Origin of the sequence: Vreelandella andesensis (genome assembly GCF_003989795.1) — a bacterium.
Classification (GTDB): Bacteria; Pseudomonadota; Gammaproteobacteria; order Pseudomonadales; family Halomonadaceae; genus Vreelandella; species Vreelandella andesensis.
Genome location: NZ_RZHG01000008.1, coordinates 139,981 through 165,949, shown reverse-complemented (window position 1 = coordinate 165,949; position 25,969 = coordinate 139,981). Strand labels below are relative to the sequence as shown.

General features: G+C 51.7%; 23 protein-coding genes. 8 read left to right on the top strand and 15 right to left on the bottom strand.

The window, feature by feature from the left end:
* Positions 1-27 precede the first annotated feature (27 nt).
* The gene (locus ELY33_RS04715; RefSeq protein ID WP_126944689.1) at positions 28-816 is read left to right on the top strand and encodes a slipin family protein; all 789 of its coding nucleotides are present in this window, start codon (positions 28-30) and stop codon (positions 814-816) included.
* An 84-nt stretch (positions 817-900) separates the two neighbouring features.
* Here the strand turns inward: ELY33_RS04715 and ELY33_RS04710 are convergent, their stop codons facing one another.
* Both ELY33_RS04710 and ELY33_RS04705 read right to left on the bottom strand, forming a co-directional pair.
* Positions 901-1,500, bottom strand: coding sequence for a YqaA family protein (locus ELY33_RS04710; RefSeq protein WP_126944686.1), 600 nt, complete (start codon positions 1,498-1,500; stop codon positions 901-903).
* 10 nt (positions 1,501-1,510) lie between these two features.
* Positions 1,511-2,329, bottom strand: coding sequence for a DUF1206 domain-containing protein (locus ELY33_RS04705; RefSeq protein WP_126944683.1), 819 nt, complete (start codon positions 2,327-2,329; stop codon positions 1,511-1,513).
* Positions 2,330-2,653: 324 nt separating this feature from the next.
* On the opposite strand from ELY33_RS04705, the gene ELY33_RS04700 reads away from it, so the two are divergent.
* Positions 2,654-3,517: a bifunctional transcriptional activator/DNA repair enzyme AdaA gene (locus ELY33_RS04700; protein ID WP_126944680.1), complete on the top strand. Its 864-nt coding sequence runs from the start codon at positions 2,654-2,656 to the stop codon at positions 3,515-3,517.
* Between the two features lie 4 nt (positions 3,518-3,521).
* Here ELY33_RS04700 and ELY33_RS04695 read toward each other — a convergent pair whose 3' ends face one another.
* Entirely contained in the window at positions 3,522-4,442 is a 921-nt protein-coding gene (locus tag ELY33_RS04695; RefSeq protein ID WP_126944677.1) for a glutaminase, read from the bottom strand.
* A 303-nt stretch (positions 4,443-4,745) separates the two neighbouring features.
* Positions 4,746-5,138 carry a RidA family protein gene (locus ELY33_RS04690; protein ID WP_126944674.1) on the bottom strand — a complete coding sequence of 131 codons (393 nt, stop codon included), beginning with the start codon at positions 5,136-5,138 and terminating at the stop codon, positions 4,746-4,748.
* 170 nt (positions 5,139-5,308) lie between these two features.
* Here ELY33_RS04690 and ELY33_RS04685 point away from each other — a divergent pair, with 170 nt between their 5' ends.
* Complete coding sequence (locus tag ELY33_RS04685; protein WP_126944671.1) at positions 5,309-5,869, top strand: hypothetical protein; 561 nt, start codon at positions 5,309-5,311, stop codon at positions 5,867-5,869.
* A gap of 215 nt (positions 5,870-6,084) precedes the next feature.
* On the opposite strand, the gene ELY33_RS04680 is transcribed toward ELY33_RS04685, so the two are convergent.
* From ELY33_RS04680 to ELY33_RS04670, 3 genes are all read right to left on the bottom strand, one after another.
* Positions 6,085-7,263 (bottom strand): vWA domain-containing protein, encoded by a 1,179-nt coding sequence (locus ELY33_RS04680; protein ID WP_126944668.1) that lies wholly within the window; start codon positions 7,261-7,263, stop codon positions 6,085-6,087.
* 3 nt (positions 7,264-7,266) lie between these two features.
* Positions 7,267-8,121, bottom strand: coding sequence for an AAA family ATPase (locus tag ELY33_RS04675; protein ID WP_126944665.1), 855 nt, complete (start codon positions 8,119-8,121; stop codon positions 7,267-7,269).
* Positions 8,122-8,224: 103 nt separating this feature from the next.
* The gene (locus ELY33_RS04670) at positions 8,225-10,207 is read right to left on the bottom strand and encodes a sigma-54-dependent Fis family transcriptional regulator (RefSeq protein WP_126944662.1); all 1,983 of its coding nucleotides are present in this window, start codon (positions 10,205-10,207) and stop codon (positions 8,225-8,227) included.
* Positions 10,208-10,652: 445 nt separating this feature from the next.
* Here ELY33_RS04670 and ELY33_RS04665 point away from each other — a divergent pair, with 445 nt between their 5' ends.
* The 3 genes from ELY33_RS04665 to ELY33_RS04655 all read left to right on the top strand — a co-directional run bounded on the left by ELY33_RS04665 (position 10,653) and on the right by ELY33_RS04655 (position 14,692).
* Positions 10,653-12,467, top strand: a complete 1,815-nt coding sequence (locus tag ELY33_RS04665) for an NAD(P)/FAD-dependent oxidoreductase (RefSeq protein WP_126944659.1) — start codon at positions 10,653-10,655, stop codon at positions 12,465-12,467.
* A gap of 21 nt (positions 12,468-12,488) precedes the next feature.
* Positions 12,489-13,553: a 2,3-butanediol dehydrogenase gene (locus tag ELY33_RS04660; protein WP_279629863.1), complete on the top strand. Its 1,065-nt coding sequence runs from the start codon at positions 12,489-12,491 to the stop codon at positions 13,551-13,553.
* Positions 13,554-14,083: 530 nt separating this feature from the next.
* Positions 14,084-14,692, top strand: coding sequence for an OmpW/AlkL family protein (locus ELY33_RS04655; protein WP_208644202.1), 609 nt, complete (start codon positions 14,084-14,086; stop codon positions 14,690-14,692).
* A gap of 111 nt (positions 14,693-14,803) precedes the next feature.
* Here ELY33_RS04655 and pepQ read toward each other — a convergent pair whose 3' ends face one another.
* From pepQ to ELY33_RS04615, 8 genes are all read right to left on the bottom strand, one after another.
* Positions 14,804-16,093, bottom strand: a complete 1,290-nt coding sequence (pepQ, locus tag ELY33_RS04650; protein ID WP_126944653.1) for a Xaa-Pro dipeptidase — start codon at positions 16,091-16,093, stop codon at positions 14,804-14,806.
* 85 nt (positions 16,094-16,178) lie between these two features.
* A complete protein-coding gene (locus ELY33_RS04645; RefSeq protein WP_126944650.1) occupies positions 16,179-17,090 on the bottom strand; it encodes a LysR family transcriptional regulator in 912 nt (303 codons plus the stop codon).
* A 49-nt stretch (positions 17,091-17,139) separates the two neighbouring features.
* Positions 17,140-18,198, bottom strand: coding sequence for an ABC transporter ATP-binding protein (locus tag ELY33_RS04640; RefSeq protein ID WP_126944804.1), 1,059 nt, complete (start codon positions 18,196-18,198; stop codon positions 17,140-17,142).
* 17 nt (positions 18,199-18,215) lie between these two features.
* Entirely contained in the window at positions 18,216-19,232 is a 1,017-nt protein-coding gene (locus ELY33_RS04635; protein WP_126944647.1) for an ABC transporter ATP-binding protein, read from the bottom strand.
* A gap of 7 nt (positions 19,233-19,239) precedes the next feature.
* Positions 19,240-20,184, bottom strand: a complete 945-nt coding sequence (locus ELY33_RS04630) for an ABC transporter permease (protein ID WP_126944644.1) — start codon at positions 20,182-20,184, stop codon at positions 19,240-19,242.
* Positions 20,181-21,230 (bottom strand): ABC transporter permease, encoded by a 1,050-nt coding sequence (locus tag ELY33_RS04625; protein ID WP_126944641.1) that lies wholly within the window; start codon positions 21,228-21,230, stop codon positions 20,181-20,183. The genes ELY33_RS04630 and ELY33_RS04625 overlap by 4 nt, the downstream gene beginning before the upstream one ends.
* A gap of 151 nt (positions 21,231-21,381) precedes the next feature.
* The gene (locus ELY33_RS04620) at positions 21,382-22,953 is read right to left on the bottom strand and encodes an ABC transporter substrate-binding protein (protein WP_126944639.1); all 1,572 of its coding nucleotides are present in this window, start codon (positions 22,951-22,953) and stop codon (positions 21,382-21,384) included.
* A gap of 341 nt (positions 22,954-23,294) precedes the next feature.
* Positions 23,295-23,681: a glutaredoxin family protein gene (locus ELY33_RS04615; RefSeq protein ID WP_126944636.1), complete on the bottom strand. Its 387-nt coding sequence runs from the start codon at positions 23,679-23,681 to the stop codon at positions 23,295-23,297.
* A gap of 242 nt (positions 23,682-23,923) precedes the next feature.
* Here ELY33_RS04615 and mpl point away from each other — a divergent pair, with 242 nt between their 5' ends.
* Complete coding sequence (gene mpl / locus ELY33_RS04610) at positions 23,924-25,309, top strand: UDP-N-acetylmuramate:L-alanyl-gamma-D-glutamyl-meso-diaminopimelate ligase (RefSeq protein ID WP_126944633.1); 1,386 nt, start codon at positions 23,924-23,926, stop codon at positions 25,307-25,309.
* Positions 25,306-25,968 (top strand): flavin prenyltransferase UbiX, encoded by a 663-nt coding sequence (locus tag ELY33_RS04605; RefSeq protein WP_126944630.1) that lies wholly within the window; start codon positions 25,306-25,308, stop codon positions 25,966-25,968. The genes mpl and ELY33_RS04605 overlap by 4 nt, the downstream gene beginning before the upstream one ends.
* The last annotated feature ends 1 nt before the right edge of the window (position 25,969 follow it).

Sequence of the window (25,969 nt, the reverse complement as noted above, 5' to 3'; positions counted from 1 at the left end):
AAAACTAACGGCTAAACGAGGTGTGCAATGATGCTTTCTTACTTGGTTCCCGTTGTGTTGGTAGTGTTGCTATTCGCTGCCTCTATTCGTATTTTGCCGGAGTATAAACGCGGGGTAGTGTTTTTCCTTGGGCGGTTCCAAACGGTGAAAGGGCCAGGATTGGTGATCATTATTCCTGGCGTTCAAAAGATGGAAGTTGTCGATTTGCGCGTTATTACCATGGATGTGCCAGAGCAGGACGTTATTTCTCGGGATAACGTGACGGTGAAAGTGAATGCAGTGCTTTACTTCCGTGTCGTAGACCCTGAAAAAGCGATTATTCAAGTGGAAAACTTCACTCAGGCCACCAGTCAGCTGGCGCAAACAACCCTTCGCTCAGTGCTGGGTAAGCATGATCTTGATGAGATGCTTTCTGAAAGGGATAAACTTAACGATGATATTCAAGGGATCATCGACACCCAGACCGAAGCATGGGGAATTAAAGTCGCGAACGTAGAGATCAAACACGTTGATCTAGACGAGAGCATGATTCGGGCCATTGCCCGTCAAGCGGAAGCTGAACGTGAACGTCGCGCTAAGGTCATCCATGCGGAAGGGGAGCTTCAGGCATCAAGGAAATTAGTTGAAGCAGCCAATGTGATGAAGGAAAACTCGGCGGCTCTGCAGCTACGCTACCTGCAAACCATGAGCGATATGAGTAACAAAAACGCCTCGACTATTTTCTTCCCGTTACCCATGGATATTATGGAAGCGTTTAGGGACATGAAGACCAAGCATAAAGCCTCAGCACCTACCCCACAGCAAGATGATCACTAACGGCTAATGCCTCACTGCTAGCGGCGAACGTTACGTTGCTAGCAGCCTCTAATCTCGTGCTAACTCACGATTAAGTGCTTAACGCTAGATTACTAATCCCGCCAATGCCTGCATCCCTAGCACTAAGAGTAGTACCACGCTGCCCAGCGCCAGACTGGTTTTAAGCGCATGGCGCTTCCACATCGTTTCTACTCGGTTGCCAAATCGGTGCACCAGCCAGGCAAGGCCAAAATAGCGCAGCCCGCGGGCAATAACCGCCGCCAGAGCGAAGAGTAGAATGGGGTAGCCAGAAAGGCCCGCCGTAATCATCGCGACCTGAAATGGAATCGGCAAAATGCCAATGGCCAGAATTGCGGCAAAGCCGTACCGGTTAAAGAAGTGCTGAAATGCCTGATAGCTCTGCTCCATCCCCATAAATTCAATAAACCACGTACCTATGGATTGATACAGCACCATGCCGACCGCATAGCCTAAAATGGAGGCGACTAAGCAGCCTAGAGTTGTCGCGGTGGCGATAGCCCAAATGCGCTGTTTGTTAATCGCCATGAGCGGTATCAGCACGAGCTCAATGGGGATTGGCAAAATAATGGTCTCTAAAAAAGATAGGGAGCCGAGTAGCCACAACATGTTTTTCGAGCCGTTAAGACGCTCGAGCCACTGTTTAGTCCGCGTTTTTGAAAGCATTTTATGGTCTCTACATTTCGGTATTAATGCGGCGATAAACGGCTGCAAGTAGGCTGTAGAGGCCAAATGCGAAGAGCCCCAGGGCGACAAAGGCAAGCAGCCATTGACCAAAGGGCTGGCTTCGCAGCGTGCTGAACACTTCTCTCATGCCACCTGCTTCATTGGGGTTGATTTGGTAAGCGGCGATGATAAAAAAGCTACCCACGATGGCGAAGACGAGGCCTCGAATCACTAAGCCGAAACGACAGATGGGATAGGCCCATCGTTGAGTTTGTATTGGCATCGAGAAGTGCTTGTCGAATTTGGATTTATAGCCTTTGATTGCGTGGGCGATACCGACACTAATCAAGGTTAAGCCAACCCCACCAACTAACCAGCGCCCGAAAGGTTGCTGCATTAACCAGCTTGCCACACCCTTCGAGCCGCCGCCGGAGCCTCCTGAAGAGCCTGCGAATTGGAAGATAAGTGTGGCGGCAAAAAATGCCAGGAGAATATGCGTAATGGCACTCGCCAATAAGCCCGCACGGATCGTTAAACCTTTGCCTCCATTACCGTGGTGGTCAGTGTCTTTAACGGCTTGGATCGTGCGCCACATAGCGTAGCCGACCAAACCAACGGCAATGAGGCCTAGCATACTTTTACCGAAGGGGGCGGTAAGTACTCTTTCTAATGCGCCGCGGCTGCCTTCCGTTTGGCCACCCTGCCCAAAGGCTGCGAGGGCCGCGAGCCCACCTATTAATACATAAACGATGCCGCGAGAAGCGTAGCCCATACGAGCGAAAAGGGTAATCGCATCACGATGATCGGTGTTTCTCATACGATTGGCCATGGAGTCCTCCTGACGTTAATGGCGTTGCGAATTCCTATGCAATCTAATTTATATAGCGCGTTTCTGGCGGCTCATGCTGTGCACGTACTGTGTTACTGTCCAGCGCGCTAGTTTTCCAACGCACTACTTGTCCAGCGTAGGCCAAGTAATCAGGCTATTCGCTATGTATTTGGATAACACTTATTAAACAAAATTGCGGTGCCATAATATTGCGCAAGATTCGGGTAGGCCTAGTGACATGGGGTGGTTAAGCTTGTTCTGTGTTCTGAGCCTTATGTTTCGGCTCTATGCTTTTCCTTATTTTGCTCCGGTGAGAACATCCGCATGAATGACTATGCCCGTATCGAAAAAGCGATGGCCTATATGACGGCCAATGCCGCCAACCAGCCAAGCTTGGAAACAGTGGCGGCCCAAGTGCATTTGAGCGCTTACCATTTTCAGCGGCTATTTTGTCGTTTTGCGGGCATCAGCCCCAAGCGTTTTTTACAGGCGCTCACCTTAGAACGTGGCAAACAGTTGATTGCCTCATCGGAAAGCCTCACCAACACTGTGCACGCGCTAGGGCTTAGTGGTGGTTCGCGGCTTTATGATCACTTTGTGCAGTTAGAAGCGGTGACACCGGGCGAGTTTAAGCGCCAAGGAGAAGGCGTTGAGATTGCCTACGGCGTGCATCCCACGCCTTTTGGCGAGATGTTAGTGGCGATGACGCCAAGGGGAATTTGCCGAATGGCCTTTGTGGCGTCTGTCCGCCAGGAAGCACTGCTGGCGGAGCTAACGAAACAGTGGCCTCGCAGTACGCTCTGCCATCGCCCTGACGCCACCCGTTACGCGGTAAAGGCTCTGTTCACGAAACCTGCTGAGACGCCTGCTTCTATCGCGGCGCCTGCTGCGCTGTCGCTTCACGTGAGCGGTACTAATTTCCAGATTGCCGTATGGCGCGCGCTGCTCACTATTCCTGAAGGCCAGTTGGCGAGCTACTCGCAGATTGCTCAGGCACTTGGCACGCCGAAATCATCGCGCGCGGTGGGTAATGCCGTAGGGGCTAACCCCATTGCAATGTGGATTCCCTGCCACCGGGTAATTCAACAAAGCGGGGCGCTGGGCGGCTATCGCTGGGGCATTAAAACCAAACAGCAGGTACAGGCGTGGGAAGCCGCCCAGCATTCTCCTTTGCTTGCGTCAGAGTAATGAACTAGTGTCCAAATACCGACCAACCAGTGTCTTGGACAAACATTTCCAGCGCACGCGTGCCGAGCAGGCTATTGCCATAATGATCCAGCCCCGGCGACCACACTGCCAGCGAACCGCGGCCGGGTGCAACAGCCAGAATGCCGCCGCCAACGCCACTTTTGCCCGGTAAACCAACGCGGAAAGCGAACTCTCCCGACGCGTCATAGTGGCCACACATCATCATCAACGAGTTGATTCGGCGGGCGCGCTGAGGTGATACCACGCGTAAATCGCTCGGTTGATTGACACCATCGGAGGCCAGAAACAACCCAGCGTGAGCCAGCTGGTCGCAGCTCATGGCAATAGCGCATTGGTGGAAGTAAGTGCCCAGCACTTTATCGACATCATGGCGCAGGCGGCCGAAGGCTTTCATGAAATGTGCCAGCGATGCGTTGCGATCTTTGTGCTGCATTTCGGAAGCCGCTACCTGATGGTCAAAACAGATATTATTATCGTCAGCAATGTAACGCACAAAACTAAGAATTTCCGCCAGCGTCTCTTTCGGCTCGTGACCCATCATGATGGCATCGACAATCGCAATTGCCCCGGCATTGATAAAGGGGTTACGTGGTTTACCGCTTTCATGCTCAAGCTGCACGATAGAGTTGAACGGGTCGCCAGAAGGCTCTCGCCCAACCCGTGACCACAATCCATCGCCCCATTTGCCCAGCGCAATGGTTAGGGTGAAAACTTTGGAAATACTCTGGATCGAGAACGGCGTAGTGGCGCAGCCAGCGGAGAAGCGCTGACCGTCTACCGTAGACAAACTGATAGCAAATTGACTGGGGTCCACATGGGCCAGCTGAGGAATATAGTCGGCTACTTTGCCCCGCTCGGTTTCCAGGGCAATCTCGGCAGCAATCTTATTGAGTAACTCTTGCATGTAAGACGACTTCGTTTGGCAGCGTGAGGCGCTACCCTAGCGGAAATTAGTGCGCTTGTCTGCTTGCGAAAGATGCCAAAATGTCAGGCACTGTACTCGCTGTTGAGAGACCGGCCCGTTGCGAAAGGTGTGTTACATAGCGGCGTTGAAATTGGTCGTTCTAGTGCGCTTCGGGCACAAGCCGCCGTAGTGGTTCCCCAGTTATATAAATTCGGTGACGTAAACTCAGCCATATGAATACAGTGATATTGAAGCGATTTTGGCGATGGTTAGGGCGTATTAAACGCCCTAAACGCTGAGTGGCTATTCTTGCGGTGGTCGTTTTGCCATTAAGGTGATTTCGACGTTGCTGCCTCCGCAGATGTTAGGAGACTCTGTGCAGGTACGAGCCGGATAGCGACCTGGCTCAAAAAATTCTGCGTAGATACTGTCTAGCGCATTGATCTGCTTTAAGTCAGAAAGATGAATGTCGACACGAACAATATCGGTTAAGGTGCCGCCTTCTTGCGCTAGCATGCGTTCAAGCTCGCGCATCACGAGGCGTGTTTCCTCTTTTACATCGCCACGGGCAGCTTTGCCGTTAGATAGGTCAGCAACGGTTAAGCCAGAAATAAACATATAGTGTTCGTCGATCACCATATGGCTACCGGGAAACGATGGCTGAGGTAGCGTTGGGTCGTTAATAAACTGTGGCATTGGCTCTCCTTAGCGACAAATAAACGGGTCGCGATTAATGCGACTCTGCCACTAGAGTGTAGTTCCTTTGGGAAAAGAGGGTGGTGCAAGAGAAAGCTTTGCTCTAGGCTTGCGAGCTTTTAAGGTTTGCCAGACGTTGGTGTGATTTTAAATCCTCATGAGAGAGCGTAATGAAGGTAGTCCCTATTAGCCAGAGCGCCCCGCGTGATGCGTGTTTGGCAACCCTGTGTGCGAAGGTATATGGCCAGCAAGCCGGGTTAACACCCCTCGTGGTTTTTACCGGTACGAAAAACGTGCTGTTCGATCAAGAGGCGGCTCGTTTGCTGGCGGGTGTCGATGGTGATGGCAAGCCCCTGGCGCTAGTACTGCTGGTATTAGATGAGGCTGGCGAAGGAATGACGGTAACCCACGCTTGCGAGTTTGTTGATGGCGCTAAAGCGCGCTTAATCAGTGAGCTAAGTCTTAAAGCCCCGCTGCGTGTTGAAGTAAGTGATGCCAGCCAAGAAGCGTTCTATCAGCAGTGCGGGTTTAAGCGCTGGTTTGATGGCGCGAATGGGCAGCGTGTTGGCTTAGGTGCGCGTCACCCTGCCAAGCATAATGATGATCTGACGCCCACGCTCAGTCTTGATGAAGCGCTAATATTGCGCCGGTTTAAGCATGACCTCACAGCATTTACTGAGGCTAAAGAAGCCTTTTTGTCAGGTTTGAATAACTTTCCAGCAACGCTTTAGGCTTGAAACAGCGAAGCGCTTCATTTTATGTAACGAACTTGCAGGTTGATGTCTTTTTTCTGAGTAAAAGAGCATCAATATCTCCACGTCAGTGGCGTTGGATGGGGATATAGCGTTTCTGTTCGTATGCCAAAAAAAGCGGCGCGTTCAATCAAACGCGCCGCTTTTTCTTGGCTAGCATATTGGGTAAGGCAGTCATTTGGTTTGGATCGTTGCTACTTAGCTAGCTCGCGCATAGCTGTCTCCAGGCCTTCCATGGTCATGGGGTACATGCGGTCATCAATGACCTCACGAATTAACTGGGTCGAATAGGTGTATTCCCAGGTACGGGGTGGCATGGGGTTTAGCCATGCCAAACGTGGGAATGACTCCGCTAAGCGTTTCAGCCACACGCCACCAGGTTCGTCATTAAAGTGTTCCACGCTACCGCCAGGGTGGGTAACTTCGTAGGGCGACATGGCGGCATCGCCAACAATCACGACCTGATAATCGGCGCTGTAGGTGTGAAGCACCTCCATGGTAGGAATACGTTCGTTATTGCGGCGCATGTTATTGCGCCAAACGCCTTCGTAAAGGCAGTTATGAAAGTAGTAATGCTCCAGGTGCTTGAATTCGGAACGGGCCGCTGAGAACAACTCTTCGCAGACGCGAATGTGGTCATCCATTGACCCGCCAACGTCTAAAAACAGCAGCACTTTAACCGCATTATGACGTTCGGGGCGCATTTGAATATTGAGCAGCCCCGCATCCCGAGCGGTTTCACGGATGGTGCTGTCCACATCAAACTCGTCTAGCGCCCCTTGACGGGCGAACTTGCGCAGCCGCCGTAAGGCCATTTTGATATTGCGGGTGCCTAGTTCTAACGAATCATCGTAATCGCGAAAACGCCGCTCGTCCCAGACCTTGGTGGCGCGACGATGGCGTGAGCCATCCTGGCCAATGCGTATGCCTTCTGGATTGTAGCCATACGCCCCAAAAGGGCTGGTGCCACCGGTGCCAATCCACTTGTTGCCGCCGGCGTGGCGCTCTTTTTGCTCTTCCAGGCGCTTTTTAAACGTCTCAATCAGCGCTTCAAGACCACCTAACGATTCAATCTTGGCTTTCTCTTCGTCGCTGAGCTGCTTTTCAAATTCCCGGCGCAGCCACTCATCGGGAATGAGCGCCTCGATGGCGGAATCCATGTCTTCAAGGCCTTTAAACCAGGCGGCAAAGGCACGGTCGAAGCGGTCAAAGTAGCGCTCGTCTTTGACCATGACGGTACGCGCTACTTGATAAAACGCTTCCATATCGGCAAACACGACGCCACGTTCAACCACAGCGTGAAGGTCGAGCAATTCGCGCAGCGAAACAGGCACACCAGCACGTTTAAGGGCATCAAACAGACCAATAAACATGGCTTAACGCCCCGTACTCTTTTGGCGACGCATCATGAACGCCAAGCGCTCCAACAGGTGAGTATCCTGCTCGTTTTTAACCAGTGCGCCGGCCATCGGCGGCAGTGCTTTGGCTGGGTCGCGGTTATACAGCGCTTCCTGGGCCAGTTCGTCGGCCATTAGCAGTTTGAGCCAATCCACCAGCTCTGAAGTAGAGGGCTTTTTCTTTAGCCCAGGGGCGTTACGAAGATCGAAAAACACTTCCAAAGCTTCGCCGACCAGCCTGGGGGCGATATCCGGAAAATGGACATCAACAATCGCCTGCATAGTCTCGCGGTCGGGGAATTCAATGTAATGGAAAAAGCAGCGACGCAGGAAAGCGTCGGGCAACTCTTTTTCGTTATTCGAGGTGATGACGATAATGGGGCGTTGTTCGGCGCGAATGGTTTCGCCGGTTTCATACACATGAAACTCCATGCGATCCAGCTCTTGCAACAGGTCGTTGGGAAACTCGATATCCGCTTTGTCAATTTCATCAATCAGCAGTACTACTCGCTCTCCCGCGGTGAAAGCGTCCCACAGCTTACCAGGCTTGATGTAGTTGCCGACGTTTTCCACCCCTTCAACGCCTAGCTGGGAATCGCGCAGGCGGCTGACCGCATCATACTCATAAAGCCCCTGGGCAGCTTTTGTGCTGGACTTGATATGCCAGGTGATCAGCTTAGTGCCAAGGGATTCGGCGAGTTCCTCGGCCAGCAGTGTTTTGCCGGTACCGGGTTCGCCTTTGATGAGCAGTGGGCGCTGCAATACAACAGCAGCATTGACCGCTTGTTTGAGCGCATCAGTTGCGATGTATGAGGAAGTAGAATCAAACGCCATGGGGAGTGCCTCGGCTTGTCGAAACGAGTTTTTAAAAGAAGATTCAAACAAGTGTACGTGAGGGTAAACCTGAAGGCCAACTAGCAGATAGAGAGCGTGGCTATTAGCCCTGCCAGTTGGGGGGTACTATCCCTTGGCGCTGCATTTGCCGATAGATCGTGGGCCTTGAAACACCTAGCTCACGGGCAACCGCGCTTATATTCCAGTGATGTTGCTTGAGCAGGTCGCTAAGTGAGCCTGAAGGAACTTCACCGGTATTGGTTTCAAGCACCGCCGCGTTGCGGGTAATACGCTGGCTTAGGCACTGTTCCGGCAGGTCGTGAACGGTTATTTCGTCACTTTCCGAGGTGGCCAGGGCAAAGGCGAGGGCGTTTTTAAGCTGGCGGATATTGCCGGGCCAGGAATACGCCAGCAGCGCACTAATGGCATCTGCCCGCAGGCGTGGTGATGCGTGCGTGGCGCGTTCGTTGGCAATATCTTCAAATACACGGCGAATAACATACAGTTTATCGGCGCGTTCGCGTAGTGCGGGCAGGCGCAGCTGGGCGCCGTTTAGCCGGTAATAAAGGTCTTCGCGAAATTCTCCTTGCTGAATCATTTTTTCGATATGTCGGTGGGTCGCGGTAATAACACGAATATCGATCTTTACCGGTGTATTAGCCCCTAGCGGCATGACTTCGCGCTCGGCCAGCACCCGCAACAGTCGGGTTTGCAGCGCTAATGGCATATCGCCGATTTCATCTAAAAACAGCGTGCCTTTGTGTGCTTGAGGAATAAGCCCACGCATTCCTTTCGAGCGGCCACCGGTAAACGCGCCTGGTTCGTAGCCAAACAATTCGCTTTCGATCAGTGACTCGGGAATGGCCGCACAGTTGACGGCAATAAACGGTTGTTTAGCGCGATTGCCGCTTTCGTGCAGCGCCCTTGCAACCACCTCTTTTCCGGTGCCAGTTTCGCCGCTAATCAGTACGTTAACGCTTGCTTCATTGCGCAGGCGGTCGGCTAGTTTTTGTACTTTGCGCATGGCGGGATCATCGGCGCCTAGTCGGGCCAGGGGGTCTGGTAACTCAGATGTAGGTGTCACTGCCTGATGGGCCATGCGAGGGCGGCGGGGCTCCAGCAGGCTAATAAAGTGGATGGTATTGCTGGCGCGGGCGCGAAAGGCGCGCAGTTGATCATCGGTGCCACTATTAATGCTGAGTATATCGGCGATCTCACACTCAAATAGTTCAGCGAGCATTGGGGCGTGATTCGCGGACCACGGTGGCCAACGATGCCGGTGTTCGGCGATGAGCTCGCGGCCCACGGCGTTGGCAGCGATCACCTGTCCATTCTCTTCGATGGCGATTAAACCGCGCCCGTTAACGTGGACAAATTCCCTTGAGGTATCCAGACGCACCATTAGGCAGTCGCGATAGCACTGAAGAAAATAGGCATCCTCAATCATGCGTGCATAAAGCGTTACCAGCGAGAGGCTGAAATTCTGACTTTCGTGTTGGGCAGGCGACTGCAATGCGGAGATATCTAACACGGCCATCACGTTACCCTGAGGGTCAGCAATGGGAGCGGCGGTGCAGGTCAGAGAAATATGTGATGCATCGAAGTGTTCTTGGCGATGGCAAATGATGGCTTGGCGATCATGTAAACAGGTGCCGACGGCGCAGGTGCCAGCAAAGCGTTCATCCCAGTCAGCCCCCAGGTAGAGGCCGGCTTTGCGTAATTGCTGATTCTGGTTGGGGTCGCCGCGAAACTCTACGGTAATGCCGCGGTGGTCGGTGACGAGTAGTACGTAGCCAAGCTGCGCTATTTGCCCATAGAGCTGATCGACCCCAGCGCGGGCAACATGCAGTAACTCGTCAACAGATTCGCGGTGTTCAATCAAGGTTTGCTGGGGCACTACGCGGGCAGGGCGTGGCCGCGTAGGGTCCAGCTGATATTCATTTAGGCAGCGCAGCCAGGAGCGACGAATGGTGGCCTGCGCAGGCAAACAAGGTGTCTCTAGCCCTTCTCCGAGCTGAAAAATATGTTCGATATGCCGACGCTGTTCAGACTGAAGCCGTTTGGCTGGGGGCGTGTGATGACGCATGGCGGTACTCGTTGGGCGCTGTTGTTATTGTTCTTTCAGCCTATGCGCTTTGCCCCTAGAGTCAACGTGAGCTTCTTACGCCGTTAGTCGTGCGTTACACCTGTAACGCAAAGCTGTAAACGGCGTGACAGGTGTACATGGCTCTATTGACTACTCAGTAGGTGATAAGGCTAGGCGATGGCGCTGTAACCCCTTCCCTGGGAGCTACTTTTGCCATCTGACCGCTATGGATGGCGGAAATGCCGGAATTGTTGGGAACACTTTCCGGCCATGGCAAAAGAAACTCACTACGCCTTATCCCTGCCTTGTACTTCATTATGGCTTTATTTTTTGTTTATTTTTCAGCTTGTTGATGTGTTGTTCAGGTTATTTGGCACGGCGGGTGCTTAGGGTTGTGTGTCTTAAAGACAATTCAACAATAACAAATGCACATGGAGTACCTGCTATGTCACATATACCCACACAAGCCCAGCAAACCGCCACGGCTAGCGTTCAAGAGTGGCTTCGCGATTTCGATGCTGCCCTTCAGGCTCAGGATATAGAGCGAGTGCTGTCTCTGTTCGGAGATGAATGCTACTGGCGCGATTTCCTTACCTTCACCTGGAATTTAAAAACCTGCGAAGGTAAAGATGATATTCAGGACATGCTCAATGCCACACTCACTAACATACAGCCTTCGAACTGGCAGTTAGAAGGCGAGGCTACTCAAAACGGCGATGTCTACGATGCGTGGTTTACTTTTGAAACAGCGGTTGCCAGCGGTAAAGGCTATTTGCGTCTGAAAGAAGGCAAGTGCTGGACGTTGTTAACCACGATGCAAGCGCTGAACGACTATCCTGAGCAGTGCAATCATCACCGCCCGAAAGGGGCTGAGCACGGTGCCAATAAGCAGCGTGAAACGTGGTTGGAGGCAAGAGAGCGTGAAGAGGCTGAGCTGGGCTATACCCAGCAGCCTTACTGCGTGATTATTGGCGGTGGCCAAGGCGGCATTGGCTTAGGCGCACGGCTAAGGCAGTTGGGGGTGCCAACGATCATCATTGAGCGAAACGAGCGCGCGGGAGACTCCTGGCGTAATCGCTATAAGTCACTTTGCTTGCATGATCCGGTGTGGTACGACCACTTGCCCTATATTCCCTTTCCTGACAACTGGCCGGTATTCACCCCAAAAGACAAAGTAGGCGATTGGCTGGAGATGTACACAAAAGTGATGGAGCTCAATTATTGGAGTTCCACCGAGTGTCAGAATGCTAGCTATGACGAGGCCGCAGGGGAGTGGGTGGTTAAGGTTAAGCGCCACGGCGAAGAAGTCACGCTACGACCCAAGCAACTAGTAATGGCCACCGGAATGTCGGGTATGCCGAATGTGCCGACATTCCCAGGGGCGGAAAACTTCGAAGGTGAGCAGCAGCATTCTAGCCAGCATTCAGGGCCGGATGCCTATAAAGGTAAGAAATGCGTCATCGTGGGCTCGAATAATTCGGCGCACGATATTGCTGCTGCGCTATGGGAGCACGATGCCGATGTCACCATGCTGCAGCGCTCATCTACCCATATTGTGAAGTCGGATTCGCTGATGGAAGAGGTGCTAGGGCCGCTTTATTCCGAAGAGGCTGTGGCAAGTGGGTTAACTCATGAAAAAGCCGATCTGGTGTTTGCTTCGATCCCATACAAAGTATTACCGGATTTTCAGCGCCCCGCCTTTGAGGCGATTAAAAAGCGCGACGCCGAGTTTTATCAGAAGCTTGAGGACGCAGGCTTTATGCTCGATTTCGGTGACGATGAATCTGGGCTGTTTTTGAAGTATCTGCGCCGCGGTTCTGGTTATTACATCGATGTGGGCGCCTGTGATCTGGTGGCCAGTGGTGATATCAAGCTGCGCAGCGGCGTGGGTATCGAGCATATTAACCCACACTCCATCACGCTTACCGATGGTAGCGAGCTTGACGCTGACTTGATTGTTTATGCAACTGGCTATGGCTCGATGAACGGTTGGGCAGCACGGCTTATTTCGCAAGAAGTAGCCGATAAAGTCGGCAAGTGTTGGGGACTGGGTTCCGACACCACCAAAGACCCAGGCCCTTGGGAAGGCGAGCTACGCAATATGTGGAAGCCCACTCAGCAAGAGGCGCTTTGGTTCCATGGCGGCAACCTGCACCAGTCGCGGCACTATTCACGTTATTTGGCACTGCAGTTAAAAGCACGCATGGAAGGGCTAGACACCCCTGTCTATGGCCTGCAGCCAGTCCATCACAGAGCATAAAAGTAACCTAAGGGGCAGCTAATGAACAAATCAACGATGCAGGCAGCGGTGTGGTACGCAGCGAAAGACCTTCGTGTTGAGCAAATGCCGATACCGACGATTAACGACCCCCATGAGGTAAAAGTTAAGGTGGCAGCGTGTGGTATTTGTGGCAGCGATTTGCATGAGTATGCGGCCGGGCCGATATTTATTCCGGTCGATAAGCCGCACCCAATTAGTGGCGAGCAAGCGCCAATTATCATGGGGCATGAATTCGCCGGTGAAGTGGTTGAAGTGGGCGATAAGGTAACGCGGGTGAAAGTGGGCGACCGCGTTGCCATAGAGCCAATTCTTTCGCCTAACAAAGATGGCGCTTATCTAATGGAGCGCTATAACCTAACTCCGCTGTTGGGTTTCCACGGCCTGTCTGGTGGCGGCGGTGGGTTTTCAGAGTTCACCGTGATGGGTGAGCACATGGTGCATAAACTGCCAGATGATCTTAGCTTCGAGCAAGGAGCATTGGTGGAGCCGGCGGCGGTTGCTTTACATGCCGTTCGCCAAAGTAGCTTGAAAGCAGGAGATAGCGCAGCAGTCTTTGGAGCAGGCCCGATTGGCTTAATGACCATCGAGGCACTAAAAGCGGCAGGCGCCGCTCAAATTTACGCCGTCGAGGTGGCTCCTGCACGCAAAGCTAAGGCTGAAGCGCTCGGCGCGATTGTGGTTGACCCGCAGCAAGAAGACGCCGTGGCGAAGCTGCAAGCGTTAAGCAATGGCGGTGTTGACGTTGCGTTCGAGGTGACGGGAATTGCGGCAGTGCTGAATCAGTCATTACATAGCACTCACGAAGGCGGCGAAGTGGTCGTGGTCAGTATTTGGGAAGGGGAAGCAAGCTTCCAACCCAACGACCTCGTTATTAAAGAACGCACCATGAAAGGCATTATTGCCTATCGACATGTCTATCCGGCGGTGTTGGCGTTAATGCAGCGAGGCTATTTCCGTGCTGAAGACATGGTGACTCAGCGAATTCCGCTAGCGGATATTGTTGAAGAGGGGTTTGAAGCGCTGTTAAGTGACAAGGCGCAGGTGAAAATAATCGTAACTCCCTAGCTATTACTGCTTTAGCAGCACTGCGTTGATGCATTGTGAAGCAAAGGCACCCTGAAACGCGCAGCACTGGTGCATTTTATTTGCTGCAATGCGTTATAAATAAGCTAAAAACCAACGGATTTTGATTAAATATCTGTTTTTTAATGATTTTAAAAAATATGGCACGCAGTTCGCAATATTAAAGGTAAGAAGCAAATGAACAGAGTTCCAGGCAATAGATAGAGTTCTCTTCCTTCTTTGCTATATCGCCCCAACGTAGATTGGTAAGCGATACACCGAGTGAGCTGGCGTGCTCCACCTGGGTCCCCTTCGGGGGACTTTTTTTTTGCCTGTCGTTAATGTCTGGCGTTAATGTCTGGCGTTAATGTCTGGTGTTTTTGGATGAGACTTATTTTAGAAAGTACGTGATTTATAAAACTTATATTAAAATATTACAATAAGTTTGGAAACGCTGTTCGATTGGTATATATTGTACAGGTAGCTGGAATTACCGGCACCAATCCCAAGCAAGATGTAAGAGGATGATCCTGATGAGCAAATTAAAATTAGTTTCTGCTGCTGTAATTACCGCTAGCGTACTGATCGCCAGCCAAGCAGCACTTGCTTACGAAGCAGGTGACGTTTTCGTACGTGGTGGTGTCGCCCAAACGGATACGGGTTCTGGAAATGGCAACGTGGGCGCAGCAGATTTAAACGTGCAAAGCGCGCGCGGGTTTACTTTTGGCGCGGGTTACTTGTTCAACGATAAGTTTGGCGCTGAACTTAACAGCTCTGAAAAGTTTGAACACGACTTAAACACCCGCCCTGGTGGCAGCGCAGGTAGCGTAGATCGCATGCCAATCAACTTGTTGGTCAACTACTATCCGATGGGCGGTTTGGACTCTAAAGTTCAGCCCTATGTTGGGGTTGGTTTGAACTACACGCGTTTCTCAGGCGAGCCCACTGGCTTAAGCGTTGATGAAAGCTACGGCGCGATCGGTCAGGCGGGCGTAGATTTAGCCGTTACCCATAACATCATGTTAAATGGTTACGTTAACTACGCAGACGTGAATGCAGACATTAATGCGGCAGGCAACAAAGTCGGTGAAGTCGACATAGAGCCAGTCACCGTTGGCGGCGGTATCACCTACCGCTTCTAACGAGAAGTAAAGCGGGTGTTCTTGCCCGTGATTTGATCATCGCCCGGCCCAGGGAATTACTCCTTAGGGCCGGGCGTTTTTTTAGGCGAGTCAGGGGGTTAATTAGGCGAGTCAGGGGGTTAGGTTTTTGAAGCCGCTTTCTGTCACGACGACATTATCTTCAATACGGATGCCGCCACAGTTGGCTAATGAATCAACACGTCTCCAGTTAATTGGCAGCGCTTTGTCCCGCAATGGTTCCAGTAACATCGGGATATAGTAGAACCCAGGTTCTATCGTTACCACCATGCCGGGGCGCAGCGTACGAGTTAATCGTAGCGCGGGATGCTGTTCCGGAGCGGGTAAGGGCGTTCCATCTGGCTGACGAAGACCTGCCACATCATGAACTTGTAGACCTAATGAATGCCCCAATCCGTGTGGACAAAAGGCTCGTGTAATACCTTCATCTACCGCCTCTTGGGCACTGCCCTGGAAAAGGTCATTGGCAATAAGAATATCTGCCAGTAAAAAATGCATCTGTTTATGTAGCGAAATAAACTCTACGCCTGGCGCGACGCTTTCCACAAGCGTGTCTTTTAACTGGTGGATACTATCAATTAAATCGCGGTAGATAGTTGGTGCATCAGGGCCTGCATACGTGCGTGTAATATCAGCGCAGTAGCCGCGAAAACGTCGACCAGCGTCAACCAGCAGGCTATGGCGTTGTGTTGGGCTGTTTAGGTCATAATGTTGGTAATGTAGTACACCTGCATGTTCATTTAGCCCAATAATGTTTTGATAGGGAACATCGGATTCCCGTTGTCTGCTGGCGCCCAGGTAGGCCAGTTGAATATCTAACTCAGCCGATGCGCCAATAAAAGCAGCCTGCGCGGCTTGATGTCCTGCCATGGCGAGTCGGTTAGCTTCCCCTAAACATGCTATTTCATAAGCCGTTTTAAACATGCGCAGTTCATCCAGGGCTTTAACCAACGGGTCGGGCTGGTATTGTGCATCTAATGCTAAGCGCGTGGTGGCTTCAATATTACCAATTACGGCAGCGCGACCCGCCAACGTTGGAGTGATCTTTTCGCTACATAAATGAAGTTCAAATTCAGTGACCCACGGTTCTTCAGGTAGTTGGGTAGGCAAATGCCAGAAATCAGCCGGGGCATACAGGTACAGTTGTGGGCGTTTGTTTGGTTGAATCACCAGCCAACTGTGTTGAATATCAGCCATGCCCACCCAGTGCATAAAATGGCCGTAAGTCTGAAAAGTTGGCGTGTGGTCGTCGCCAAAGTGAGGGCTAGCGTGGCCGCTATAAATAGCGATGCTATCGAGATCGTGACTCGCTAGCAGGTCTGTATAGGCTTGCTGTAAATATGTTAAGTGCTCGCGCTGCAGGTTAAATAAAGAAGCTGACATGCAAGTAGTGTCCTTTTTTCAATGACGCTTGGCTAGAATCTCATTACGGTATCAGGCTGAGTTTTGCAGCATCTTAATTGCGTTTTTAACTGCGCGGCGGGGCGAGTTCACTCCATAGGCTATCCAGCTCAGCGTGATGCTGGTCTTGGTGGCGATATAGTCGCAGTTCCATCGGGACATCCCAGCGGCTGTCGCCCGCTCTGATTAACGTGCCGTTGGAGAGTTCAGCGGCTATGTTGCGTTCGGGTAACCAGCTCATTCCATAGCCTAAAAGCACCAATTCTTTAATACCCGCCGCGTAGAGGTTTTCACTTTGTGCCGTGAGGTATGTACTCTGCGGTAGGCGGGCGAGATGCGCCTTTACCGCTGAGCCTAATAAGCCGCGCTTCGGGTAAGCCAGCCAGGGCACGGGGTGTTGCCGCGAGCCGGGCAATGACGCGCAGGGTGAGCCATTCGCATCCAGACCTGTGACTGGTATCAGGCGTTCGTGGCCAATGACCCGATACGTGCAGGCACTGGTATCGATATCTAAATCGCAACGTCCGATTGGCCAGTAGCAAATAGCAAGATCGCACTCTGCTCGGCCAAGCGCTTGAAAATAATCGCTTGCCACCCAGCCTGTTGCGCGCAAGTAGGGTTGGATGCGATCTTGCCAGCCCGTAGAAGAAAGCCATTCTGGCAAAAACTGCGGGAGTAAACTTTGCGGAGCCGCCACCATAATTCGGCGCTGTTGTCCGGCGCTGATTTCTCTCACGCGGTCGCGCGTTAAGCGCACGCGATCAGTGACTTGCTCGCAAAGCGTCAGGAACTCCTCTCCCGCTGGGGTTAGCGAAAGCGGCAATGTTTGCCGGTTGATTAACGTCACGCCCATCTCTTCTTCTAGCAACTTAATGCGCCGTGAAAAGGTGGGTTGGGTGACGTGCTGTTCGTCTGCTGCGCGAGAAAAGTGTCGCGTTCTGGCCAGGGCAATAAAGTCTTCTAGCCAGCGAATTTCCATGCCTTACCTCGCAGTGCTGCCAAATGTAATGCTGTTGTTGAAACTGACGTCATAGGCGGCCTTCTTCAACAGCGTGGCACGCAACGCGTGTGCCATCATCCTGCGTTTGTAAGGCAGGAATTTCCTGATGGCAACGGGCGTTGGCATAGGGGCAGCGGCCATGGAAGACGCAGCCGCTGGGTAAATTAACGGGCGTAGGCACTTCACCTGTAAGACGAATATGCTGAGGACGGTCATCTTTTAAACGTGGAATAGCCGATAGCAATGCCTGAGTATAGGGGTGGCGCGGCTTAGCAAACAATGTCGCGGTCGTTGCTACTTCACAAACTGTGCCTAAATACATGACCGCTACACGGGTGCCAAAATGTTCAACAACCGCTAAGTCGTGGGTGATGAACAGATAGGTCAGGTTACGTTCTTGTTGCGCTTCCATTAGCAGGTTGAGCACTTGTGCCTGAATGGATACATCTAATGCCGAAATGGGCTCGTCGGCAACTATAAACTCAGGGTCTACGGCTAGCGCGCGGGCAATGGCGATCCGCTGGCGCTGGCCGCCGGAAAACTCGTGTCCAAATCGCTTGCCCCAATCTGGGTCAATTCCCACTGAGCCCATGACGTCTTGAACCTTGTCGAGTATCTTTTCACGGCTCCAGTCGGGGTGGTGCAAACGCAAGGGTTCTTCCAGCGTTTGTTGAATTGTCATCCGAGGATTAAGCGATGCGTAAGGGTTTTGGAAAATCATCTGCATGCGCTTGCGATAAGGCAATAGCTGGCGACCGCTTAAATTATCGATACGCTGCCCGTCATAATGGATCGTGCCCTCTGTAGGCGTGAGCAAGCCCATTACCGTGCGTGCCACGGTAGACTTACCGCAGCCAGATTCACCAACCACACAGAGCGCTTCACCACGTTTTATATCGAGGTTAACACCGTTAATGGCGTGTACGTGCTCTTGATGACGAACTAGCTTGCCGCCCTTAAAGCGCAGCTGATCCAAAAAATCCCCTGATAACGAAAAACGCTTTTTCAGGCCACGAATCTGCAGTAGCGATTCGCTGCTTTCTTCGTTTTGAGTGGGCGTTGTTTGAGCGGGCGTAGTTCTTTGCATCGTTTCGACCTGATCACTCATCGTGTTTCCTCCTTCAGGCGACGATCTTCAAGCATTTCAGCCACCATATGGCAGGCGACACGACAATTGCCGGATTCAACAAACTCAGGCACTTGTTGGGTGCAGGCAGGGCGCGGTTGACCATCTGCTCTATTGATAAAGTCGCAGCGAGGATGGAACGCGCAGCCGCTAGGTAAGTTAGACAGTGACGGCATGCTGCCGCGTATCTGATTGAGTTTCTCTCCGGGGGTCGCCATCTGCGGTAATGCGTTAATTAGCCCTTGGGTATAGGGATGCTGCGGGTCGTTGATGATTTCCCGTGTCAGGCCTTGTTCGATAACGCGGCCTGCGTACATGACCAGCATACGTTGGGTGACTTGGCTCACTACACCCAGGTCGTGGGTGATGAGAATAAGCCCGACGTTGTGCTGTTCGCATAGCTCAAGCAGCAGCGCCATGATTTCCGCTTGAATGGTCACATCCAAGGCGGTGGTAGGCTCGTCGGCAATGATGATGTCGGGGTCGAGCAGCAGTGCAATAGCGATAATAATGCGCTGGCGCATGCCGCCTGAGAGCTCGTGGGGGTATTGATCTAAGCGTGTTTCTGGTGACGGAATCTGAACCTGGCGAAGCTTATCCAGTGAGATCGCGCGGGCTTCTTTAGTAGAAATACGTCGATGAGCTTTTAAACACTCGACCATTTGCTCACCAATCGAGAGCACGGGGTTCAGCGTCATCATTGGGTCTTGGAAGATCATCGAGATGCGGTTGCCGCGCACTTTACGCAGACCGCGCTCAGACATGGTATTAAGTGTTTGACCTTCAAATTTAATGCTGCCGCCTGCTATATAGCCAGGTTTGGCAATTAGGTTAAGTAATGAGAAGGCGGCCACGGATTTACCAGCGCCAGACTCGCCTACGATGCCTAGACGCTCGCCGCGCTCCAGGGTGAAATTGATATCGCGTAGCGCGCGCACTTCACCTTGGCGGAGCGCAAAACGTACGTCGAGATGAGAGACTTCAAGTAATGCCATGGTGTCCTCAGCCTTTATAGAGTCGTGGATTCATGACATCGCGCAGCCAATCGCCCAGTAGATTGATAGAAAGCACCAGCACAATCAGTACCGCACCAGGAATCAGGGTGATCCACCAAGAGCCTGATTGAATATAGTCAAAGCCAGCTTTAATCAGCGATCCAAGAGATGGGTGAGTTTCTGGCATCCCGAGGCCTAAGAACGATAACGCCGCCTCTGAAATAATGGCATTGGCAATTTGCACCGTTGAGATAACAAAAATCGGTGACATAGTATTGGGCAGCACATGGCGGAACATAATGCGTTTGCTACGCAGCCCCATCACTCGAGCGGCATCGACATACTCTTTGTTTTTCTCAGCCAACACCGAAGCACGCACTGTACGTGCATACTGAGGCCACTCGGCTAAACCGATAATCAAAACAAGCATTAACACGGCATATTGACTATAAAATGCGCTGCCCATTGTAGCTTTCACTACCGCTCCGACCACAATAGCGACCATCAGGGTGGAAAACGATAGCTGGATATCGGCTAAGCGCATCAAAAAAGCATCAACGCGCCCACCTAAATAGCCTGCCATTAGGCCGAACGTGACGCCGAGCAACGCTTGAAGTATGACCGCGCCAAAACCGATCAGTAAGGATACGCGTGTGCCGTAAAGAATAATCGACAATAAATCGCGACCCTGGGCATCGGTGCCTAAGCCGAAGCGCTCATCGGCACCCTCAACCCAGAAGGGCGGTAGCTCAGACGACATAATGTCGATCTGAGCGAGATCATAAGGATTAGTGGGTGCCAGCAAAGGCGCAGAAAACGCCGCAATGACTAGGCAAATAAATACCGCGAAACACAGTTGAGCCGTGCGGTCGCGCTTGAAGCTATACCATAAGTAGGAGTCACGCAGGCGTTCCCAGCGGCTGGGGGCTGTCGTTGTTGTAGGCGTTGTCATGCGGGCTTACCTGTCAGTTTTACAGTGGGGTTCACGAAGCCGTAGATCAAATCCACAATGGTGTTCGTCACCACGAAAATGACGCCGACAATCATCAGATAAGTAACAATCAGCGGTATGTCGGCACGGTTAATGGCATCAAGGAACATCAGCCCCATGCCTGGCCATTGAAAAACGGTCTCGGTCAAAATGGTGTAGGCCACCATGGTGCCGATCTGAACACCGCCAACGGTGATCACCGGCAGCATGGTGTTTTTAAGCGCGTGCACAAAGTAGACCCGGCGCATTGAAATGCCTTTGGCACGGGCATATTTAACGTACTCTGACTGCAGCACTTCCATCATTTCCGCGCGTATCAGGCGGATAAACAGCGGCAACATAATAGACGCTAGTGAAACAGCCGGTAGTACCAGATGCTGTAAACCATTCCACGTTGCTAGATTGGTATCCCAGTGGCCGACAACATGGACTAAATTATAGCCACGGCCAAACGATGGCATGTTGCCTTCCGTCGACAGCAGTCCATTTAGCCAAGCTCCCCAACTGGTACTTTCAGGAAACAGGGTAATGGTGATGCCAATCGAAAAAATCTGAATCAATAAAATGGCGGTCAAAAACACCGGTATCGAAATGCCGATGATCGATGCACCCATAAATAATCGAGAGAGAGGTGAACGAGGCTTTATCGCGCTGTAAACGCCAATCGGCACTGAGAAAATTACAATAATGAGTGTCGCGGCGAACACCAGTTCGAGGGTTGCAGGCAAGTGCCTTGCGATAACTTCCAGCGCGGGTTCACGATAAAAATACGAGTCGCCAAAATCGCCTTGCACGGCGTTTTTAGCAAAACGTACATATTGCACTAAAAACGAATCATTCAAGCCCAGGCGCTCGCGAATGGCTTCACGTTCGCTTTCGGGGACCGACTGGCCGACCATCTGCTGTACAGGGTCACCCAGGTTATCCTGGATGGCGAAGGCCAGCACACTGATGACAAACATCACCAATACCGCGTGCATCAAGCGTTTGATTAAAAAAGCAATCATGGCGTACGCCACCTATGTCATAGGTTTAATAGAGGAACAGTTGCAAGTAATGACGAAGCCTGTAGCAAGGCTGTTAACCACATAAAACACTTCGTCCTCCAGAATTCTGAAGAACGAAGCGTCCTTGCGCATGTAAAAATAAGTGTGGAAATTAGCGATTAATTACCAGATCACCTAGGTAGGGGAAGTCGAGGGCGTTAACGACAGGCTCGATTTCGATGCCATTAGCTGCACCGTAGGCGAGGTTTTGCCAATGCAGCGTGATGTAGCCCACGTCTTCATAAAGCATAGCTTCCGCTTCGCTCAGCATCTCATTACGCTTTTCTAGATCGGTTTCGCTATCTGCGGCAGTCACCAGCGCATCAATTTCTTCGTTGCAATAGCTGCCGTAGTTGTATTGACCTACACCGGTTTCTTCATCTATGCAGAAAGACAGGTACTGAAAGAAGTTTGCGGTATCTTCGGTGTCAGCATGCCAGCCAATCATGGCCATATCAGATTCGCGAGTATCGTATTCAGGCCAGTACTGGGCAAGCGGCATCGTACGCAAATTAACGTTAATGTTAATTTGTGCCAGCATGTTGGCTACTGCTTGAGCAATCTGAGCGTCGTTCACATAGCGGTTATTCGGCGCGATCATGTCAACGCTGAATCCCTCTTCGTAGCCAGCTTCTGCCATTAACGCCTTAGCACGTTCAACGTCGTAACGTGGTACTAGGTCAGGATTGTGGCCAGAATAGCCTTCTGGAGAGAATTGACCTGCTGGCGTGGCGAAACCGCGCATTAATCGGTCGGCAATGCCTTCTTGGTTAATGGCCAGATCAACCGCTTGACGAACTCGTGCATCCTGGAAGGCTTCAACGCGCTCTTCGTTCATTTGGAAGCCAATGATACGTGTGCCGTCTACCTCTACTAGGCTGGCGTTATCGGCTTCGCGAACACGATCCAGGTCGTTAGGTGGCACTGCATCGATAAAGTCAACGCCGCCTGATAGCAGGGCAGCCACGCGTGACGCATTTTCAGCAATGGGTGTCAGAACAATCTTTGAGACGTTACCTTCGCTCTCAGTATCCCAATAGTCTTCAAAACGTTCGAAATCAACACGGACGCCCTGGCGACGATCAGTGACAATAAACGGACCTGTGCCGGATACATTACGCGATGCAAATGAGTTGCCCGCTTTTACGATTTCTGCTTTTTCGTTGCCATCCTCAGTTTCGCCCGTATAGAACTCGCTATCCATAGGGAAAATGTACGTAGCAAGGTTGAGCAACAGCGGGTAAGGCTCAGTGGTCGTAATTTCGACGGTGTAATCGTCAACCGCTGCTGCGCTGGCGACGGGCTCAAAGATAGCGCGATAATCAGGGCTCTCTTTTAGGCGCTCAATAGTCCATACCACATCTTTGGCAGTGAATTCGTTGCCGGAGTGAAAAGTGACGCCTTCACGCAGGGTCATGCGTGTGGTGGTTTCGTCTACTTGCTCCCATTCTGTCGCTAGGCGCGGCTCGAACTGAAAATCTTTTGTCCAACGTACCAGCGGGTCAAACGCTAAGTGTGAAAGGCGCAGCATGCCGCCAGATAACTGCTCGTGAATATCGAGAGTTTCGGGGTCGGCAGAGTAACCAATGCGCAGGGTTTCTGCGCTAGCGGTCATCGGCAACATCGTCGTGCCCACAACCGCAGCACCAATGACAGAAGCCAGTAGCGTTTTCTTAAACGTCATAATTGTTCCCTTTGTATTGTTTATTGTTCACTTCACTGATCAAACCTAGTGTGATTAAAAACCAGGTGCGTTTGAAAACCAGCAAACCAGACATGTTCAGCTTGTCAGCTATTTTTAGAGCACTATGTTCTTTATAAACATAGAGGTTCTTTATAAACATAGAGAGTACGGGTTGCGTCATACAATCGAAATAATGAGAGGGATCATTCATCTGCTGAATGACAAGGCTGGGTACGGTCTTAGAAAGAGAGGTGGTTAGACGAAGGTAGGGGGGTGGAGGCCGCTATTTAGCTGTTCAGTTTAATAGCGGCAGTTGTATCAATGTTGTTTAAGCGAAATAGTTAAGCAAAATGTTGGTGTAACCAGCGGTTAATAGCATCTGATTCGTAAAGCCACTCTTCCCGACCGTCTTCGTGGTTAATCTTTAAGCAGGGAACCTTGACCTTGCCACCACCTTCTTGAAGCGCTTTTTTATGGGCGGGATCTAGCTGAGCGTCGCGCAACTCGATATTAAGGCCTAGACGGGCAATCTCTTTACGGACTTTGATGCAAAAGGGACATGTTCGGAATTGATAAAGGGCAAGATCTTGGCAGGCGGCATCGACTTTAGCTTGTTCTTCCTCGGTGCGCTCTACGGATTTAGGGGTTGAAAGCTTCTCCGAGATCAACATGACAGGGGCTAGAATCAGGCGGACACCTCTGAAGAAATAGCGAATTAAAACACGCATCGTAAGCTCCCACGGCGACACTGAGATTGGTCGGCGATAGTGTGTGTATGAAAGATCGTATTGAAAAGATCGTGAGCAAAAAGGTAGCTGCATCCTGCATCAAACTGTGCGTTTTGTCACTTCTGGGGGAGCTTAGGCTTGAGCTTTGTGGCCAATAGGGATGTTGAACTAGATGAGCAAGTTAGCGTTGCATGCTAGTCTCAGCAGCCTAGTTAACTCGTTAAGTAAGGAGCGCTTCACCTATGCGTCTGCATATTATTGGCATCTGCGGCACTTTTATGGGGAGCTTGGCGTTACTAGCGCGGGAGTTAGGACATCAGGTAAGCGGTTCAGATACGAATGTGTATCCTCCCATGAGCACCCAATTGGAGGAGGCGGGGATAACCTTGATGGAAGGATATCGCGCCGAAAATCTTGCTGATGAACCTGAACTGGTCATTGTGGGTAATGCACTATCCCGGGGTAATCCAGAAGTTGAGGCGCTGCTAAATAGCGGTTTGCCCTATACTTCAGGCGCTCAATGGCTGGCGGAGCACGTACTACCTGGCAGGCAAGTTATTGCCGTTGCAGGCACTCATGGCAAAACCACCACTGCCAGCCTTTTAGCATGGCTGTTGGAAAGCGCTGGCTTAACGCCTGGATTTTTGATTGGCGGCGTGCCACGTAATTTTGGCGTATCTGCACGCTTAGGTAATCACGAAAGCCCCTTTATTGTAGAGGCTGACGAGTACGACACAGCGTTTTTTGACAAGCGCTCTAAATTTGTTCATTACCGTCCTCAGATTGCGGTGATGAATAATTTAGAGTTCGATCATGCCGATATATTTCCTGACCTTGCTGCGATTGAACGCCAATTTCACCACTTGGTGCGAACCGTACCTAGCCAAGGTTGTCTGCTAGTCGCTGATCAACAGCCTGCGTTGGCGCGCGTTCTAAAAATGGGGGCGTGGTCGCCAGTCGAGCATTTCGGTACGTTAGAAAATAGCGAGTGGCAGCTTCGCTTGGAACGCGCTGATGGCAGCCGCTTTCAGGTGCTACATATCGGTGAAAACGGCGAAGAGGACGCCGTGGTCGAGTGGACCTTAACCGGCGAACATAACGCGCGTAATGCCCTTGCGGCCCTTGCCGCTGCGAGCCGTTGCGGCGTGAATCTTGCTCGCGCTTGCGCCGCGCTATCCCGTTTTCAAACGCCTCGCCGCCGTCAGGAAGTCATCGGAGAAGTTGATGGGGTACAAGTCATCGATGACTTTGCCCACCATCCAACTGCGATTGCGGCCACCTTAAAAGGGTTACGTGCAGCTACTACCAAAGGGCGGTTGCTGGCGGTGATTGAGCCGCGTTCCAATACCATGCGGTTAGGCGCACTACGCGCTCGGCTGAACGACAGCGTTGTCGATGCGGATGCTGTGTTCTGGTTTCAACCGGCAGGACTTGACTGGTCAATGGAGGCATTGGTGGCTGAACAAGGTGAGCGTGCCGAACTATTTGGCGACATTGATGCGCTCGTTCAAGCGGTTGTTACTCAAGCGTCACCACTCGACCGTATCGTTGTGATGTCCAACGGTGGTTTTGAGGGCGTTCATCAGCGGCTGTTGAGTGCGCTATCTGCTAAGGAGCAAGCTGAGTGAACGATTTTAACCCCCCGGTAACGGTGGCGCTGACAGGTGCTTCAGGCGCGCAATATGGCCTTCGTTTGATTGACGTATTAGTGGCGGCTGGGCACGAAGTATGGGTAATGATTTCTAAAGCAGCGCATATGGTCATCGCCACGGAGACGGATCTATCGCTACCTGCTCAGCCTAAACGCTTAGTAGAAGCACTTACCGAGAAAAGTGGCGCTAAACCCGGTCAAATCCGCTGTTTTGGTCGTGAAGACTGGATGGCGCCCGTCGCATCGGGTTCCGGTGCTCCCTCTGCCATGGTCATCTGTCCTTGCTCAACAGGCACGCTGTCAGCGGTTGCGACTGGCGCAAGCAATAACTTAATTGAGCGTGCCGCTGACGTTGCTATCAAAGAGCGGCGGACATTAGTTATGGTGCCGCGTGAAAGCCCATTTTCACCCATTCACTTAGAGCACATGCTGGCGTTAAGTCGTTTGGGAGTGGTGATTTTGCCTGCGGCTCCCGGTTTTTATCATCGCCCAGAACGGATAGAAGATTTAATCGACTTTGTGGTTGCAAGGATACTCAACCAGTTAGATATACCCCATCGCCTTGTGCCGCGCTGGGGGGAAAAAGATGAAACCGCGTCCAGCAATATTGAGAGCGATAACAACACGGAAGAGTAAT

What these genes read in the sequence shown, in the direction of transcription:
- ELY33_RS04660 (WP_279629863.1), top strand. Translation starts at nt 12,489, where the DNA reads ATGAACAAATCAACGATGCAGGCAGCGGTGTGGTACGCAGCGAAAGAC.
- ELY33_RS04680 (WP_126944668.1), bottom strand. Translation starts at nt 7,263, where the DNA reads ATGTTTATTGGTCTGTTTGATGCCCTTAAACGTGCTGGTGTGCCTGTT.
- ELY33_RS04625 (WP_126944641.1), bottom strand. Translation starts at nt 21,230, where the DNA reads ATGATTGCTTTTTTAATCAAACGCTTGATGCACGCGGTATTGGTGATG.
- ELY33_RS04675 (WP_126944665.1), bottom strand. Translation starts at nt 8,121, where the DNA reads ATGGCGTTTGATTCTACTTCCTCATACATCGCAACTGATGCGCTCAAA.
- ELY33_RS04705 (WP_126944683.1), bottom strand. Translation starts at nt 2,329, where the DNA reads ATGGCCAATCGTATGAGAAACACCGATCATCGTGATGCGATTACCCTT.
- ELY33_RS04670 (WP_126944662.1), bottom strand. Translation starts at nt 10,207, where the DNA reads ATGCGTCATCACACGCCCCCAGCCAAACGGCTTCAGTCTGAACAGCGT.
- ELY33_RS04640 (WP_126944804.1), bottom strand. Translation starts at nt 18,198, where the DNA reads ATGCAAAGAACTACGCCCGCTCAAACAACGCCCACTCAAAACGAAGAA.
- ELY33_RS04630 (WP_126944644.1), bottom strand. Translation starts at nt 20,184, where the DNA reads ATGACAACGCCTACAACAACGACAGCCCCCAGCCGCTGGGAACGCCTG.
- ELY33_RS04710 (WP_126944686.1), bottom strand. Translation starts at nt 1,500, where the DNA reads ATGCTTTCAAAAACGCGGACTAAACAGTGGCTCGAGCGTCTTAACGGC.
- ELY33_RS04700 (WP_126944680.1), top strand. Translation starts at nt 2,654, where the DNA reads ATGAATGACTATGCCCGTATCGAAAAAGCGATGGCCTATATGACGGCC.
- ELY33_RS04695 (WP_126944677.1), bottom strand. Translation starts at nt 4,442, where the DNA reads ATGCAAGAGTTACTCAATAAGATTGCTGCCGAGATTGCCCTGGAAACC.
- ELY33_RS04665 (WP_126944659.1), top strand. Translation starts at nt 10,653, where the DNA reads ATGTCACATATACCCACACAAGCCCAGCAAACCGCCACGGCTAGCGTT.
- ELY33_RS04715 (WP_126944689.1), top strand. Translation starts at nt 28, where the DNA reads ATGATGCTTTCTTACTTGGTTCCCGTTGTGTTGGTAGTGTTGCTATTC.
- ELY33_RS04685 (WP_126944671.1), top strand. Translation starts at nt 5,309, where the DNA reads ATGAAGGTAGTCCCTATTAGCCAGAGCGCCCCGCGTGATGCGTGTTTG.
- ELY33_RS04620 (WP_126944639.1), bottom strand. Translation starts at nt 22,953, where the DNA reads ATGACGTTTAAGAAAACGCTACTGGCTTCTGTCATTGGTGCTGCGGTT.
- ELY33_RS04655 (WP_208644202.1), top strand. Translation starts at nt 14,084, where the DNA reads ATGAGCAAATTAAAATTAGTTTCTGCTGCTGTAATTACCGCTAGCGTA.
- ELY33_RS04690 (WP_126944674.1), bottom strand. Translation starts at nt 5,138, where the DNA reads ATGCCACAGTTTATTAACGACCCAACGCTACCTCAGCCATCGTTTCCC.
- pepQ (WP_126944653.1), bottom strand. Translation starts at nt 16,093, where the DNA reads ATGTCAGCTTCTTTATTTAACCTGCAGCGCGAGCACTTAACATATTTA.
- ELY33_RS04645 (WP_126944650.1), bottom strand. Translation starts at nt 17,090, where the DNA reads ATGGAAATTCGCTGGCTAGAAGACTTTATTGCCCTGGCCAGAACGCGA.
- mpl (WP_126944633.1), top strand. Translation starts at nt 23,924, where the DNA reads ATGCGTCTGCATATTATTGGCATCTGCGGCACTTTTATGGGGAGCTTG.
- ELY33_RS04615 (WP_126944636.1), bottom strand. Translation starts at nt 23,681, where the DNA reads ATGCGTGTTTTAATTCGCTATTTCTTCAGAGGTGTCCGCCTGATTCTA.
- ELY33_RS04635 (WP_126944647.1), bottom strand. Translation starts at nt 19,232, where the DNA reads ATGGCATTACTTGAAGTCTCTCATCTCGACGTACGTTTTGCGCTCCGC.